Below are 15,665 nucleotides of genomic sequence, written 5' to 3' on the forward strand. Positions count from 1 at the left end.
ACGCTCCCTCCCCTGCATCGTAGACGGATACACCATCGCCCTTCCCCAAAGAGCCCGCCCATGGAATTGTGGATCCCGATAACGATCGCCGCGGCCTTTCTGCAGAACGTGCGCTCGGCCCTCCAGAAGCACCTGAAGGGGCGGCTCGGCACCACGGGCGCGACCTTCGTGCGCTTCGGCTACGGCTTTCCCTTCGCCAGCGCCTATGTGGCCGTGCTGCATCTGGGGCTCGGGCATCCGCTGCCCGTCGCCAACGTCCCCTTCGCGCTCGCCGCCATGGCCGGGGGACTGGCGCAGATCTTCGCGACCTTCCTGCTCGTCCACCTGTTCTCCTACCGCAACTTCGCGGTCGGCACGGCCTATTCCAAGACCGAGCCGGTTCAGGCGGCGATCTTCGGGCTGGTGCTGCTGGGCGAGACGGTCACCGCGTCGGCCGTGCTGGCGATCGCCATCGGGGTTGTCGGCGTGATCGTCATCTCCATGGCGCGACAGCCGCTGTCGTGGCGGGCGGTCTCGGCATCGCTCGTTGGCCGCCCGGCCCTGATCGGGCTCGCATCGGCTGCCCTGTTCGGTGCCTCAGCCGCCTGCTATCGCGCGGCGTCCCTGTCGCTCGGCGGGCCCGACTTCCTGATGAAGGCGGCCTTCACGCTCGGCTTCGTCACCGTGTTCCAGACCGCCGTGATGGCGCTTTACATGCGCAAGCGCGAGCCGGAGCAGTTAGCCGCCAGCCTTGCCCACTGGCGCATCGCCGTGTGGGTCGGGCTTGTCGGCGTGACGGCGTCCGCCGGCTGGTTCACCGCGATGACGCTGCAGAAGGTCGCCTATGTGCGGATGCTGGCGCAGATCGAACTGGTCTTCACCTTTGCCGCCTCCGTGCTGATCTTCCGCGAGGCGATCAACCGCAAGGAGATCATCGGCTGCGTGCTGATCGTCGGATCGATCGTGCTGCTGCTGGTGGAGCGCTGAGGTCGGACCCGGCGGGGCCCCCTTTCAGCTCCGTCCGCGATAGGGCGGCACACCCTGGTCGGGGATCCAGATGCCGGCCGGCGTCTCGCCCGTCTGCCAGAAGACGTCGATCGGGATGCCGCCGCGCGGATACCAATAGCCGCCGATGCGGAGCCAGCGGGGCGCGAGGCGTTCCACCAGCCGGCGGCCGATGGAGACCGTGCAGTCCTCGTGGAAGGCGCCGTGGTTGCGGAACGAGGTGAGAAAAAGCTTCAGCGACTTCGATTCCACCAACCACTGATCAGGCACGTAGTCGATGACGATGTGGGCGAAGTCCGGCTGGCCGGTCACCGGGCACAGCGAGGTGAACTCCGGACACACGAAGCGGGTGACGTAATCGGTGTCCGCATGGGGATTGGGCACCCGGTCGATGACCGCGCTTTCGGGATCTGCGGGGATTTCGGTCGGCCGGCCGAGGGCGGGGGTGTCGGAGGAAGGGTCGCAAGACATGGCAGGGCTCCGGATCGGATCGCGCCGGGGCTGCGCACCGGAGCCGCGTTTTGGCAGGGCTCCGGGAATGGCCCCGTGATCCGGCACGCATGACGGAACACGGGACGAAAAGCAAGATGCGGCAAGGGCCGAAAGCGGACGGGATCGAGCCTCGTCAGCCGACCTTTCTCGCGCTCTCCAGGAAATCGTTCAGATCCGTGCGGATCTGCTGAAGCTGCTGCACCTGATCGGCCAGCGAGCCGGAGGCGTGCAGCACGTGGCCGCTGATTTCCGTGGTGCCCTCGTTCGCCGATCTGACGGCGCTGATGCCGGCGGTGATGCTGCCCGCGCCGCGCGCCGCCTCCTCCACGTTGCGCGCGATCTCGCCCGTGGCGGCGGTCTGCTGTTCGACGGCAGACGCGATGGCGTTCGATATCTCGCTCACCTTCTCGATGGCCTCGCTGATCTCGGCATTGGCGACGACCGCATCACCGGTGGCCGCCTGCAGGGAGACGATCTCGCCGTTGATCTCCTCCGTCGCCTTCGCCGTCTGGCCGGCAAGCGCCTTGACCTCCTGGGCAACCACGGCAAAGCCCTTGCCCAGTTCGCCCGCACGCGCGGCCTCGATCGTCGCGTTGAGCGCGAGCAGGTTGGTCTGGGCGGCGATGTCGTTGATGAGCTGGACGACCACGCCGATGCGCTGCGACTTCTGCGAGAGGCCGTCGATCTCGCGGTTCATCGAGCGCGATTTCTCCACCGTGCCCCGGGCGATGTCGGCCGCACTGATCACCTGGCGGTTGATTTCGCCGATGGATTCGGTGAGTTCCTCCGTGGTGTCGGCGACGTTGCGCATGTTTGCAGCCGCCTGTTCGGCCCCCGAAGACACATCGAGCGAGCGAGCGCTGGCGCCACTGCTGGAATTCGCCATTTCCCCCGCGGCCCCCTTCAATTCGCTCGTCGCCTCGCCGATACGCCCCACCGTCTCGTGCAGCCGCTTCTCAAGCCGCTCCGCGAGATCGCGGAAATTCTCGTGTCGGTCGCGAATCTTGTGGGTCGCGGCATTGATGCTGCGTGCGGCTGCCCCGAAGGCGCCGACCATGCCCTTTTCCGAAATCAGCCGGAAATGCCGGTTCTGGCCGACATAATCGAGACACGCCTTGGATTCGCGCAGATAGGCGTCCGTGCGGTCGATCATGAGATTGATGGCGTGCATGAGCTCGCTGAGCTCGTCGCGGTCGTCGATATTGAGAATGCGCGCTTCGAAATCACCGTTGGCAACAGCCTTGCAGACCGCGGTGGCCTTGCGCAGCGATGCGCGTCTGGACCTGAAAAACATGGTCGTCTCGTCCTGTCCTAACCTCGGCCAGAAGGCCTCGGCACATCGGTTTCAGGCCGCCTTGTCGCGCTTGCCGGAAGCGGCGAGCGAGGCGACGAATTCGTCGTAGGGGAGACCCGTTCCCGCGATGGTATCGACCAGCATGCGGAAACCGGCGGCAAGCTGCTCCTTGCCGTTGACGTGGCGCGCTTCCTCTTCGCACAGCGCGCGGTAAAGCGGGATGATCGGGTTCTCCAGGACGTTACGGTCCGGCACGCGACGGTTGGAATGATAGCCGATCATCCTGCCGGCCTCGTCGTAGCTCGGGGTAACGTGGGCAAAGACCCAATAATGGTCACCGTTCTTCGCCCGATTGATCACATAGGCGAAGATCTCCTGACCGGCCTCGATCGTGTCCCACAGGAACTTGAAAACCGCGCGCGGCATGTCCGGATGCCGGATGATGCTGTGCGGCTGCCCAAGAATTTCGGCTTCCGTATATCCGGCAATATTCAGAAATGTGCGGTTGGCGTACGTAATACGCCCTTTCAGGTCCGTCTTGCTGACGATTACGTCATCTTCCGCGAAGAATCGCTCGACTCCCGTCAGCGGCCGAGACTTGCTCATTCATCCACCCCCGCTTCCTTGTTTTTGATTAGGTCCCTCAGAGCGCGAAAGCCTTTTCCATTCCGTCGATTGACCCTCTTCGCTCTGCGTAAATTTATGATAAATAAAGTTATAGCGGGGATTACCTAACGCAAGATGACCGAAGGGCCGAACTGCGACATTTTGCATAGGTATTTTCACCTAACATCATACCCTACGGAAACATGCGCGTCTGGATTGCATCGCTGTCCGGTGCCGGATCATGCCGGGACCGCGAGAGCGAGAGGCACGGGGAGACGGTTGGGCAAGGAGGATGCGCGGGAAGAAACGTCGGGGCGTTCGCGCCGGCCAAGGCGTCGCTCCCAACGTACGGCGCCACAAGAGGGCATCACCGAACGATGTCACCGGACAATGTGACCGGGCGGAGCCGGCGGCCTGACCATGAAAGCGGATGCGTCGTGCCCGGGCGTTGCGCCGGACCCGGCCTCAGGCGCTGGCGCGCTGCTTGTCGTAGCGGGCCTGCTTGGTGAACTTCTTCACCACGCGCTCGCGCTTCAGTCGGGAAATGTGATCGATGAAAAGGACGCCGTTGAGGTGATCGATCTCATGCTGCAGGCAGGTGGCGAGCAGGCCGTCGGCCTCAAGCTCGCATTCGTTGCCGTCGCGGTCGAGGAACTTCACGCGCACCCGGGCCGGGCGCTCCACATCCTCGTAGTATTCGGGGATCGACAGGCAGCCTTCCTGATAGACGGACTTTTCTTCCGAGGACCAGACGATTTCCGGATTGATGACAACCCGGGGATCCTTGGGCTGATCGTCCTTGGCGACATCCAGCACAAGCATCCGCTTCGGGATGGCTATCTGAATCGCGGCCAGGCCGATGCCCGGCGCGGCATACATGGTCTCAAGCATGTCATCGGCGAGCTGACGAACGTCTGCGTCCACCTTCTCGACCGGCTTGGAAACCTGACGCAGCTGGGCGTCGGGCAGGATGATGATGTCGCGTTTGGCCATGGCCCATGAGATAGGAAATCCGAGGGCCGCGGTCAATCTCGCAGAATGCCGAAGACGAACGCAAACCGGGGCGAAACCGCCCCGGCCGCGCTGTCTTTTCAGGAAATCCGGCTCAGGAACGCCTCAACCGCGCTCGACCTGGCTGACGTCGCGCACCGCGCCGCGGGCGGCCGAGGTCGCCAGCGCGGCGTAGGCGCGCAATGCCGCCGACACCTTGCGGGTGCGGGGTTTTTCAGGCTTCCAGGCATTCTTGCCCCTGGCTTCCATCGCGGCACGGCGCGCGGCCAGAACCTCGTCGGAGACGGCCAGATGGATGGTGCGGTTGGGGATATCGATCTCGATCGTGTCGCCCTCCTCCACGAGGCCGACGGTGCCGCCCTCGGCGGCTTCCGGCGAGACATGGCCGATGGAGAGCCCGGAAGAGCCGCCGGAGAACCGGCCGTCGGTGACGAGCGCGCAGACCTTGCCGAGGCCCTTCGACTTCAGATAGCTCGTCGGATAGAGCATTTCCTGCATGCCCGGGCCGCCCTTGGGGCCCTCGTAGCGCACCAGAACCACGTCGCCGGGCTTGATCTTGCCAGTAAGAATGTCGCTCACCGCCTGATCCTGGCTTTCGCAGATACGCGCCGGGCCGGTGAATTTCAGGATGCTTTCATCCACACCCGACGTCTTCACGATGCAGCCTTCCTCGGCGAGATTGCCGTAGAGCACGGCGAGGCCGCCATCCTTTGAGAAGGCGTGATCGAAGGCGCGGATGACGCCGGATTTACGGTCGGTGTCGACGTCGTCGAAGCGCCGGTCCTGGCTGAAGGCGGTTTGCGTCGGCACGCCGCCGGGAGCGGCGCGGAAGAACGTGTGCACCGACTGGCTGTTGGTGCGCATCACGTCCCAGCGATCGAGCGCATCGCCCATGGTCGCGGCGTGGATGGTGGGGACCGTGTTGTCGATGAGGCCCGCGCGGTCGAGTTCGCCGACAATGCCCATGATGCCGCCGGCGTGGTGGACGTCCTCCACGTGCACGTCGGCAACCGAGGGCGCGACCTTGCACAGCACCGGCACGCGGCGCGACAGCCGGTCGATGTCGGCCATGGTGAAGTCGACCTCGCCCTCCTGGGCGGCGGCCAGCAGGTGCAGCACGGTGTTGGTGGAACCGCCCATGGCGATATCGAGCGACATGGCGTTCTCGAACGCCGGCACGGTGGCGATGGAGCGCGGCAGCACGCTCTCGTCATCCTGTTCGTAGTAACGACGCGCCAGATCGACGATCAGGTGGCCGGCCTCCACGAAGAGCCGCTTGCGGTCGGCGTGGGTAGCAAGCGTCGTGCCGTTGCCGGGAAGCGCCAGACCGAGAGCCTCGGTCAGGCAGTTCATCGAATTGGCCGTGAACATGCCGGAGCAGGAGCCGCAGGTGGGGCAGGCGTTCTGCTCGTAGGTCATGACGTCGGCGTCCGACACCTTGTCGTCGGCTGCGACGATCATCGCGTCGATCAGGTCGACGGACTTCGCCTCGCCGTTTTCCAAGACGACCTTGCCGGCCTCCATCGGCCCGCCGGAGACGAACACGACGGGAATGTTGAGGCGCATGGCGGCCATCAGCATGCCCGGGGTGATCTTGTCGCAGTTGGAGATGCAAACGAGCGCATCGGCGCAATGGGCGTTGACCATGTACTCCACGCTGTCGGCGATGATCTCGCGCGAGGGCAACGAATAGAGCATGCCGTCGTGGCCCATGGCGATGCCGTCATCGACCGCGATGGTGTTGAATTCCTTGGCGATACCGCCGGCCTTCTCGACCTCGCGGGCGACCAGCTGGCCCATGTCCTTCAGATGCACGTGACCGGGCACGAACTGGGTGAAGGAATTGGCGATGGCGATGATCGGCTTGCCGAAATCGCCGTCCTTCATGCCCGTCGCGCGCCAGAGACCGCGCGCACCGGCCATGTTGCGGCCATGTGTGGAAGTGCGGGAACGATACGGGGGCATGAGCGAACCTCGACAAGTCTTGCTGGTTTGGCGGCTGGCTGAATCCGGCGCCCTTTTTCGCAGCTTTGTGGGACGGAAGAAAGGCCGGAGAGGGCGAAAGCGGTACGCATGGGTACGGATGCAACCGCACAAGCCAGTCGTGGCCGGAATACTCGATCAGCGGATCCAGGCGAAGAATTTGAACCAGAGGCCTGCTTCCCTCAGCCAATAGGGGATCTGCAAGACCCAGGGCACGGCGCAGACCACGAGGACGGTGCGCCGTGCGATGATCGAGGGAAACCTGTTCAGGAGAAAGCCGACCATCGCCGGCAACACCAGCATGATCGCAACCGCGAGCAGGGTTGCTGCGCCGACTGAAACGGCCCTCGCGGGGACTGTGGGATATTCCACCGCACGACCGCCCGCTACGAGGGCTACCCAGGTGATGATCGGAGAAAAAAACAGGATGGCCCAAGCGACAATGCTCCACACGACCTGCCATCCCGAGGACAGACGCTCCACCTTCGGAGCAGAGGCGAACAACCCGATTGCCAACAGGACCAGGATCATCGCCGTGGCGCCAATCTCGACCAGCACGCGCACCCGATAGAACCAGTTGGGTGGCATCATGTTGTATTCGTAGATGCCCACCATGTAGCCGAACGCGATCATGGAAAGGCCCAGAGCAACGAGCGTTGCGAGCAAGCCCCTCGCAGACAGCAACCGCGCGGCGACCATGAAGGGAAGAAAACCAAGAAGCGCCACATTCACGGCTCCAAAGGCCCGGAACATCTCGACGTGCGTGAACCGCTCCAGGCTCGTCAGGAACTGCCATTGGCTGAAAAAGAAGATCGAAAGGTATTCCACCTGGCCCCCCCGGCTTTCGTGGATGCATGAACGTTGCGGCCGCCGGCACCATAGACGGACGGCGGGAGCGATGTCGCCTTCCATTCCGCCATGTGAGGCCCAATATGCGCCTCGCCATTGCCGGTTGGAGCCACTGCTACCGCGTTTGATCTCAAGCTCAATCACCCTGTCTTTCCGCCGTCATCACCCGGCGTAGTCCGGGTGATCCAGCTCTCGCCACGCATGCCGAGGCCGGCGATGGATTGCCCGGACTACGTGCCGGGGGATGACGGCGGAGGGGTATGAGCACGAGATCCGGCAAACGCACGCCAGACGAGACCTGGCCGTCCAGCTCACCTTCGATCGTCCTTCGTACGGCCATCCAACCAAAAGTCTCCCCATCGCGCCTGCCCCGAATCGTTCTATGTTTGTTTCATGAATTTGTCAGAGCCGCTCTTTCAGATTTCGGGACGCTGGATCACCGTTGGCGAGGCGATGGTGGCGGCCGGGGCGTGCCTGCTCATCGTTCTGATCCTGCTCGTGCTGCGGCAGTCCCGCGCCCGCCGGCGGGCGGAACGGGCCGCGCATTATCATGCCCGCGAGCTGGAAGCGCGCATCGATGCGCTGCTAAACACGCAGGCGGAGATGACCGGCCGGATGAAGACCATGGCCGAGCATCTGGGCGCGCGGCAGTCGGACCTGATGCGCTCGCTCAACGAGCGGCTCGACGGGTTCGGGCACAAGCTCGGTCAGTCGATGGCGCAAAGCTCGCAGACGACGCAGGCGAGCCTCTCCCACCTGCATGAACGCCTCGGCATCATCGACCGCGCGCAGAAGACCATCACCGATCTTTCCGGCCAGGTCGGCGCGTTGCAGCAGATCCTTTCCAACAAGCAGGCGCGCGGGGCCTTCGGGCAGGGGCGGATGGAGGCGATCATCCAGGATGCGCTGCCCGAGACGGGCTATGCCTTCCAGGCGACGCTTTCGACCGGATCGCGGCCCGATTGCCTGATCTTCATGCCGAACGGCGCACCGCCGCTGGTCATCGATGCGAAGTTTCCGCTGGAAGCCTTCAACCGCATCCGCGACGAGGAGGACGATGCGAAGGCCGCCGCCCAGCAGTTCCGCCGGGATGTGGCAAAACACGTGCTGGATATTCGCGAGCGCTACCTTCTGGCGGGTGAGACGCAGGACACGGCCTTCATGTTCGTGCCGTCGGAATCGCTGTTTGCGGAGCTGCACGAGAATTTCTCCGACATCGTGCAAAAGGCGAACCGGGCGCGGGTGGTGATCGTCTCGCCGTCGCTTTTGATGCTGTCGATCCAGGTGATCCAGTCGATCCTGCGCGACCAGAGGATGCGCGAGCAGGCCCACGTCATCCAGGCAGAGGTGCGCCACCTGATGGAGGACGTGACCCGGCTCGACGAGCGGGTGGCGAAACTTCAGCAGCGCCACACCCAGACGGGCGAGGCGATCGGACAGATCCTGACGACGACCGGCAAGATCACGCGTCGCGGCGAACGTATCGACGCGCTGGATCTCGGCGAAGAGGGCGAAGCCGCACGCGATGTGGCGATTGTCGCGGGGGACGATGTGGAACAGGGCACAGAGGACGGCGATGTCCTGCCGATACCGCTCAGGCGGTCGGAGCCGGGCGGGGCGTGAAGATCGGCGTTGCGGCGGAGAGGATCCGATGCAAGAAGCCCATCGCTTAGCCGCCTTTGTAATCTTCCCATCACACGAACTCTCTAGAGATCGCATCGCTCGGGCAGCCACCCTCCTTCCAGGCAGCGCCCGGCCCAACCCGCCTTTTTCAATTGCCACATCTCGGGGATGCGACAATGCGTAAACTTCTGGCCGCAGGCCTTCTGCTTTCCACCGCCCTTGCGGCGTCCATGACGATACAGCCGGCCGCCGCCGGCGACGAAGGCAAGGCCTTTGAGGCCGTTCTCGCCGGCCATGCCGTGCTGCCGGCAAAGACGCTCATTCCGGCGCCGGCCGATGCACCGGAGAGCCTCAAGACGTCCGGCAAGTACACCGGCAAGACGCCGGCCCGCATCGCGGGCGAGCCGACCGACGGCGACGCCCTGCCCTTCAACGGCCAGCCCGTGCAGGGCTTTTCCGGCATCAAGACGCTTGGCGACGGCACCTATTTCGTCGGCACCGACAACGGCTTCGGCAAGAAGGTCAATTCGCCCGACGCCATGCTGATGGTCCACACCATCAAGCCGGACTTCGCCAAGGGCACAATCGAGATGGTGAAGACCACCTTCATCTCCGATCCCGACAAGGTCATCCCCTTCGTGATCGTCAACGAGGGCACCGACACGCGCTATCTCACCGGCGCGGACCTCGATGTGGAAGGCTTCCAGCCAATCGGCGACAAGATCTATATCGGCGACGAATTCGGCCCCTATGTCATCGCCGTCGATGCGGCGTCGGGCAAGGTCACGGACTTCTTCGAGACGGAAGTCAACGGCAAGACCGTGCGTTCGCCGGACAATTACGCCGTTCAGCTGCCGAACCCGGACGGTGCGCGGCCCGACTATAATCTGAAGCGCTCCAAGGGTTTTGAAGGCTTCGCCCAGTCGATGGACGGCACGAAGCTCTATGGCCTGCTCGAAGGCCCGCTTTTCGACGACAAGGAAGGCGCCTACGAGAACATCGGCGGCGTCGATGCCTCGCGCATCGTCGAGTTCGATGTCGCCAAGGGCGCGTGGACCGGCCGCTCCTGGCTCTATCCCTTTGCCGCCAACGGCCACGCCATCGGCGACTTCAACATGATCGACGAGACGCGCGGTCTGGTGATCGAGCGCGACGACGGACAGGGCGACGCGGAACTCGCCTGCAAGGACGGCGCGAGCGAGGGCTGCTTCAAGGAGCCGGCGACCTTCAAGCGGATCTACATGATCTCGTTCGACGGCGTTGAAGCGGACCAGCCGGTGAAGAAGGTCGGCTACATCGACCTGATGGACATCAAGGACCCGGACGGCCTCGCCCGCCTCGGCAAGCGCGAGGATGGCCGCTTCACCTTCCCGTTCGTGACGATCGAGAACGTCGACAAGGTGGACGACGAGACCATCGTCGTCGGCAACGACAACAACTTCCCGTTCTCAAAGGGACGTGACGTGTCGGCGCTCGACAACAACGAGATGGTGATCCTCAAGGTCGGCGACTTCCTGAAGGCGCACTGATCGGAAGCCGGGGCGCGGACAGGACATTGTCGGCGCCCCGCGCATTTCCCGAGTACGTTTGGAATTCGGAGCGCCTGTGGCGCACTGATTTGCTGGTTTCCGGGTCTGGCCATGCAGCTTCGCTGCAGACCGCCCGGAATGAGGAGTTGGGGGGTGACCTGAAGCCCGCCCCCCCCAAACTCCTCATTCCGGACAAGTGAGGCGTAAGCCAAGCGCCGAGCCGGAATCCAGCAAATCAGTGCGCCGCAGGCGCTCCATATCCTCTGGCTTTCTTCTCCTTCCCTCCCCGTCCGACCTTCCCAACAGCGCGCAGCCTCAACGCTTGCCCGTTGACAAACCCCGAAATAACCAGAAAACTGGTTTTATGGTTCATTCAGATCCGAAACTCGACATCGAGGAAGCCGCGCAAGGCTTCGCCGCGATCGGCTCGGAGGCCCGGCTGCAGGTGGTGCTGACGCTGGTCAGGGCCGGGCGCGCGGGCTTGAGCGTGGGCGACATCCTTGCGCGGACGGGCATGGCGGCATCGACGCTGGCGCATCATCTGCGCTTTCTCGTCGCCGCCGGGCTGATCGAGCAGGAAAAGGTCGGGCGGAGCGTCATCAACCGGGCGGACTTCTCCCGGCTGGAGGCGCTGGCCGGCTATATCCTCGCCCAGTGCTGCGCCGACGTGGTGCCGCCCCTGGCGCTGGAGAAGGAGGGAACAGACGCATGAGCCTGATCGAACGGACGGCCCCTACGCCGCTTGCCCGGATGAAGCCGTGGCTGACCTCGCCCTGGATGGCCGTCGTCCTCTGCCTGCTGGCGGTGGCACTGTTCGATCCGGCCCATTTCGGCGAGGTCAGCGGCATCGCCGCCGGCTCCTTCGCCCGGACGCTGGTCTACATCGCTTTCGCCGTGCTCATGGTCGCCTATCTGAAGGCGGCAGGGGCGGAGACGATCATCGCGCAGGCATTCAAGGGGCGCGAGATACGCATGATCGTGCTGGCGGCGCTGTTCGGCGGACTGGCGCCCTTCTGTTCGTGCCAGGTCATTCCGTTCATCGCGGGGCTGCTGGCGCTTGGCGCGCCGCTTCCCGCCATCATGGCCTTCTGGCTGTCCTCGCCGCTGATCGACCCGCCGACCTTGTTGATCACCGCCGCCGCGCTCGGCTGGCCGATGGCGATTGCCAAGGCGGCCTCCGCGATCTTCCTCGGGCTCTTCGGCGGCTTCGGCCTCAAGGCGATGATGGGGGCCGGGCTCTTTCGCGATCCGCTGCGCCCCCGCGCGGTGCCCGGCAGTTGCTGCTGCAAACCGAAATCGCCCTTGTCGGGAAAGCCGTACTGGCGGTTCTGGGAGAATGCGGAGCGGCGGGAGACATTCGGCAAGGAGCTCGCGAGCAACGCGCTCTTTCTCATGAAATGGCTGGCACTCGCCTATGTGCTGGAAGCGCTTCTGCTCATCTACGTGCCGGCCGACGCGGTGGCCGGTGTCGTCGGCGGAGACGGCGTCGGCGCAATCGCCGTGGCGGCGCTCGTCGGCATGCCCGCCTATCTCAACGGCTACATCGCGCCGCCGATGGTCGCCGGCCTCATTGCGCAGGGGATGAACCCGGGCGCGGCGCTCACCTTCATGGTGGCCGGGGCGGTGAGCTGCATTCCGGCGATGACGGCGATCTGGTCGCTGGTCAGGCGCGACGTGTTTCTCGCCTATATCGGCTTCGGCCTTGCCGGGTCGATCCTCGCAGGCCTCGCCTATCAGGTCGCGGCGTAGGCCTCACGCCTTCGCATAGGCCTCAAGGCCCGCGCGCAGGCGCTCCAGCCCCCCCTTCAGCGCCACGAGTTCGTCGACGCTCATGCCGGTGGCCCGGACGACACATTCCGGGATCGCATCGGCCTCGCCGCGCAAGTTACGTCCCTTTTCGGTAAGACTGACGCGCACGACCCGCTCGTCGGCGGTGTCGCGGCGGCGCTCAAGCAGGCCCGCCTGCTCCAGCCGCTTCACCAGCGGCGTGAGCGTGCTCGATTCAAGACCGAGCGCCTGGCCCAGCGCACCGACCGTGCGTCCGTCCGTTTCCCAAAGGGCGACCATCACCAGAAATTGCGGATAGGTCAGGCCGAGCCTGTCGAGCAGCGGCTTGTAGACCCGATTGAAGGCGTGGCCGGTGGCATAGACCGAAAAGCAGAGAAAATTCTCCAGCCGCAGGAGATCGCCGGGCGCAACAGCCTCGCCGGGCCGCCCGTCCTGGCCGGGTTCCTGGCCCGGTTCCTGGCCCGCATCCGGTGCACGATAATCTGTGGCGTCCCGCCAATGTGCGGGCGTGCTTTTCGGGTTTGTCTCGGTTGCGCTCATAGTGGCCTCGCTTTCCTCCTCAAAATAAATCGCACGCGATTTAATCGCAAGGCTTGACAAAATCCCGCAGCTTTCCATTTTATATCGCACACGATCCTTTTGAGCGCGATTATTCTCGCATCCTCACATCGAACGGGTTGCGCGCAGCCCGGCTCCACGAATGCAAATCGATACCGGCTCTTGCCGGGACAACAGGAAAGGACAATGCCATGTCGCTCAACGTTCTCTATCGCACCGCTTCCAAGGCCACCGGCGGACGCGACGGCTCGGCGAAGAGCCTCGACGGCACGCTCGAGGTGAAGCTCGACACGCCGAAGGAACTCGGCGGTGCGGGCGGCGAGGGGACCAACCCCGAGCAGCTGTTTGCAACCGGTTATGCGGCCTGTTTCCTGTCGGCGCTGAAGCTCGTTGCCGGCCAGGCCAAGGTGAAGCTGCCGCCGGAGACCGCGATCACCGCCACTGTCGGCATCGGCCCGCGCTCGGAAGGCGGCTTCGGCCTTGAAGTCGGGCTGTCCGCCTCCGCGCCGGGCGTCGACAAGGCGACGCTGGAAGACCTGGTCGCCAAGGCGCACGAGGTCTGCCCCTATTCCAACGCCACGCGCAACAACGTCGACGTCGCACTTTCCGTCGTCGAATAGCGTTCGCGCCTTCGGCATTCGTTCCGCTCATCGTCCGGGCCTTGTTCGGGGCCTGGACGGTTGGCAGCCGCGCCCCGGCAGCCTAGATTGGCGCCTCGCTTCGATGCCCGGTCCGTTCCGGTCCGGGCTTTCTCCGCAGTTCGAACGACGGACCGACGCATGGCGCTTCTGATTGCCGTTAGCGGCTGGGACAGCGAAAGCTGGACCTCGCGCTTCGAGGCACTGCTTCCCGGACACGATGTCCGCAGCCACCCCGAGACAACCGGCAATCCGGCGGATATCCGCTATCTGCTGGCCTGGAAGCCGGACGGAGAGCTGCTGCGCTCGCTGACGGGGCTGGAAGTCATCTTCTCGCTGGGGGCCGGTGTCGACCATCTGCTCAAGCACCCCGACCTTCCCGACGTGCCCATCGTCAGGATCGTGGATCCCGACCTCACCATGCGCATGAGCGAATGGGTGGTGCTGCAGGTTCTGCTGCATCATCGCAAGCACCGCCTCTATCACGCCCAACAGCAGCAACGCCTCTGGAAAGGCCACGACCAGCCGGCGGCAAGCGCCGTGCGCGTCGGCATTCTGGGGCTTGGCGTTCTGGGAGCGGATGCGGCCACCGCCCTTGCGCGGCTGGGCTTTCAGGTCGCCGGATGGAGCCGGTCGCCGAAGGCTATTCCCGGCATCCAGTCGTACAGCGGCACGCAGGGGCTGGAGGAAATGCTTCAGCGCACCGACATCCTGGTCAATCTGCTGCCGCTGACGGGGGAGACGACCGGGCTTATCGATTACAAGCTGCTTTCCCGCCTCTCCACTGACGGAAGGCGTCATCCCAACTGCGATGCGCCCGTGCTCATCAATGCCGGGCGCGGCGGCTCTCAGGTGGAGACCGACATCGTGCGCGCGCTCGATGACGGAACGCTTGCGGCCTGTTCGCTCGATGTGTTCGAGCACGAGCCGCTACCCGCGCCCGCGCCGCTTTGGACACACCCCAAAGCGTATGTGACGCCGCACATTGCAGCCGACTCCGATCCGGAGTCCCTCTCGCGCTACGTCGCAGCGCGCATTCGGGCCCATGAGGCCGGCGAGGGACTGATCAACGTGGTGGATCGGACGGCCGGCTACTGAGCCGGCTCAGCGCGGACCGCGACCCGGCGCACGCCTATTCGGCCGCATGAATGTCGGCGGCCTGTGCGGCGCGCGCGGCCTCTTCCGCCTCGCCCAGCAACTGCCACAGCAGGGCGAGACGCTCGCCGCCCATGGCCTTGGCGATGGCGGTTTCGGTACGGCGCCAGCCGCGCCAGGCATCGCGGAAGACCGCCCGGCCCGCAGCGCTGACGACATGGCGCTGCAGGCGGGCGTCGTCCGCCCGCTCCACCGCCACCCAACCGAGCGCTTCCATCCGGTCGAGCGTGCGGGTCATCGTCGTACGGTCCGTGCCGAGCCGCTCCGCCAGGGCGCTGATGCCCATCCCGCCGGCCCGCTCCAGCTCCGCGAAGACCGCGAACTGGACGATGGTGACGCCCGTGTCCACCAGCGCCGCCTCGTAAAGCCGCGACAACCGACGGTCGGCCCGGCGCAGGCGATAGCAGGTGCAGTTGAGATCGTCGCTCATGGCAAGGCCGATCCATTCATGTGCTGATACACGGGAAGACTAGACGCACGACGCGGAACGCGCAAGAATAGCGATAAGAGTGTATCAGCACGCTATTGGGAGGCAGCTTGATGAACGAACCTTCGCAGATGCGCTACGGCGTTGTCTCACACGAGGATGTCGCGGGAATGAACGGCCTGGAGATCCTGCAGGCCATGCTGGAGCGGCGCTTCCCCGCCCCGCCGATCATGAAGACGCTCGCCTTCAACCTTACCGAGGTCGGTGAAGGCTACAGCCGGTTCGTCGGGCAGCCGCGCTACGACTTCTACAATCCGCTCGGCACCGTCCATGGCGGCTGGATCGCCACGCTGCTCGATTCCGCCCTCGGCTGTGCGGTTCATTCCTCATTGGCGGCCGGGGAGACCTACACGACGCTCGAATTCAAGGTGAACTGCACCCGCCCCGTCTTCGATACGACCGGCGAACTCGTGTGCGAAGGCCGGCTCGTTCACCGCGGCAGGCGGACCGCAACGGCGGAGGCGACGCTGAAGGACGATGCCGGCCGGCTCTATGCCCATGCCAGCGAAACCTGCATGATCCTGCCGGTTCCCGCCCCGGCGGCGAAGACCTGAGCGAACCGCTTTTCCCCAGATCAACGCCCGACACCGGCTCCTCGCCCTTCTCAGGCCCCATTTCCCCTTTGAGCGTATGCCCTTGCGTCGTTTGGCGGTAACGGCTTATCTGAA

At 64.7% G+C, this 15,665-nt stretch carries 16 protein-coding genes; 8 read left to right on the plus strand and 8 right to left on the minus strand.

The genetic code is table 11. The features are described from left to right. Positions 1–60: 60 nt before the first annotated feature. Entirely contained in the window at positions 61–966 is a 906-nt protein-coding gene (locus V2L18_RS09200) for a DMT family transporter (RefSeq protein ID WP_336177934.1), read from the plus strand. A gap of 24 nt (positions 967–990) precedes the next feature. Here the strand turns inward: V2L18_RS09200 and queF are convergent, their stop codons facing one another. From queF to V2L18_RS09230, 6 genes are all read right to left on the minus strand, one after another. After that, a complete protein-coding gene (gene queF / locus V2L18_RS09205; protein WP_336177935.1) occupies positions 991–1,455 on the minus strand; it encodes a preQ(1) synthase in 465 nt (154 codons plus the stop codon). Positions 1,456–1,609: 154 nt separating this feature from the next. Continuing rightward, complete coding sequence (locus tag V2L18_RS09210; RefSeq protein ID WP_336177936.1) at positions 1,610–2,770, minus strand: HAMP domain-containing methyl-accepting chemotaxis protein; 1,161 nt, start codon at positions 2,768–2,770, stop codon at positions 1,610–1,612. Positions 2,771–2,821: 51 nt separating this feature from the next. Beyond that, positions 2,822–3,376, minus strand: coding sequence for a PAS domain-containing protein (locus V2L18_RS09215; protein ID WP_336177937.1), 555 nt, complete (start codon positions 3,374–3,376; stop codon positions 2,822–2,824). 465 nt (positions 3,377–3,841) lie between these two features. Beyond that, a complete protein-coding gene (gene def / locus V2L18_RS09220) occupies positions 3,842–4,369 on the minus strand; it encodes a peptide deformylase (RefSeq protein ID WP_336177938.1) in 528 nt (175 codons plus the stop codon). Between the two features lie 123 nt (positions 4,370–4,492). Continuing rightward, on the minus strand, positions 4,493–6,352 hold the full coding sequence (gene ilvD, locus V2L18_RS09225; protein ID WP_336177939.1) for a dihydroxy-acid dehydratase: 1,860 nt from the start codon (positions 6,350–6,352) through the stop codon (positions 4,493–4,495). A 156-nt stretch (positions 6,353–6,508) separates the two neighbouring features. Next, the gene (locus V2L18_RS09230) at positions 6,509–7,198 is read right to left on the minus strand and encodes a hypothetical protein (protein ID WP_336177940.1); all 690 of its coding nucleotides are present in this window, start codon (positions 7,196–7,198) and stop codon (positions 6,509–6,511) included. A gap of 414 nt (positions 7,199–7,612) precedes the next feature. Between V2L18_RS09230 and rmuC the strand changes: the two genes are divergently transcribed. From rmuC to V2L18_RS09250, 4 genes are all read left to right on the plus strand, one after another. Beyond that, a complete protein-coding gene (gene rmuC / locus V2L18_RS09235) occupies positions 7,613–8,842 on the plus strand; it encodes a DNA recombination protein RmuC (protein WP_336177941.1) in 1,230 nt (409 codons plus the stop codon). Positions 8,843–9,018: 176 nt separating this feature from the next. Then, the gene (locus tag V2L18_RS09240; protein ID WP_336177942.1) at positions 9,019–10,371 is read left to right on the plus strand and encodes an esterase-like activity of phytase family protein; all 1,353 of its coding nucleotides are present in this window, start codon (positions 9,019–9,021) and stop codon (positions 10,369–10,371) included. A 364-nt stretch (positions 10,372–10,735) separates the two neighbouring features. Then, positions 10,736–11,083, plus strand: a complete 348-nt coding sequence (locus V2L18_RS09245) for a metalloregulator ArsR/SmtB family transcription factor (RefSeq protein ID WP_336177943.1) — start codon at positions 10,736–10,738, stop codon at positions 11,081–11,083. Further along, positions 11,080–12,120, plus strand: a complete 1,041-nt coding sequence (locus V2L18_RS09250; protein WP_336177944.1) for a permease — start codon at positions 11,080–11,082, stop codon at positions 12,118–12,120. Before V2L18_RS09245 ends, V2L18_RS09250 begins: the two co-directional genes overlap by 4 nt. 3 nt (positions 12,121–12,123) lie before the next feature. Here the strand turns inward: V2L18_RS09250 and V2L18_RS09255 are convergent, their stop codons facing one another. After that, positions 12,124–12,699: a MarR family transcriptional regulator gene (locus V2L18_RS09255; protein WP_336177945.1), complete on the minus strand. Its 576-nt coding sequence runs from the start codon at positions 12,697–12,699 to the stop codon at positions 12,124–12,126. A 209-nt stretch (positions 12,700–12,908) separates the two neighbouring features. Here V2L18_RS09255 and V2L18_RS09260 point away from each other — a divergent pair, with 209 nt between their 5' ends. Beyond that, the gene (locus V2L18_RS09260; protein ID WP_336177946.1) at positions 12,909–13,337 is read left to right on the plus strand and encodes an organic hydroperoxide resistance protein; all 429 of its coding nucleotides are present in this window, start codon (positions 12,909–12,911) and stop codon (positions 13,335–13,337) included. Positions 13,338–13,496: 159 nt separating this feature from the next. Continuing rightward, on the plus strand, positions 13,497–14,453 hold the full coding sequence (locus V2L18_RS09265) for a glyoxylate/hydroxypyruvate reductase A (protein WP_336177947.1): 957 nt from the start codon (positions 13,497–13,499) through the stop codon (positions 14,451–14,453). A gap of 34 nt (positions 14,454–14,487) precedes the next feature. Here the strand turns inward: V2L18_RS09265 and V2L18_RS09270 are convergent, their stop codons facing one another. Further along, positions 14,488–14,940: a MarR family winged helix-turn-helix transcriptional regulator gene (locus V2L18_RS09270; protein ID WP_336177948.1), complete on the minus strand. Its 453-nt coding sequence runs from the start codon at positions 14,938–14,940 to the stop codon at positions 14,488–14,490. Positions 14,941–15,050: 110 nt separating this feature from the next. On the opposite strand from V2L18_RS09270, the gene V2L18_RS09275 reads away from it, so the two are divergent. After that, entirely contained in the window at positions 15,051–15,551 is a 501-nt protein-coding gene (locus tag V2L18_RS09275) for a PaaI family thioesterase (RefSeq protein WP_336177949.1), read from the plus strand. Positions 15,552–15,665 lie beyond the last annotated feature (114 nt).

Origin of the sequence: Breoghania sp. JC706 (assembly GCF_037026715.1) — a bacterium.
GTDB lineage: Bacteria > Pseudomonadota > Alphaproteobacteria > Rhizobiales > Stappiaceae > Breoghania.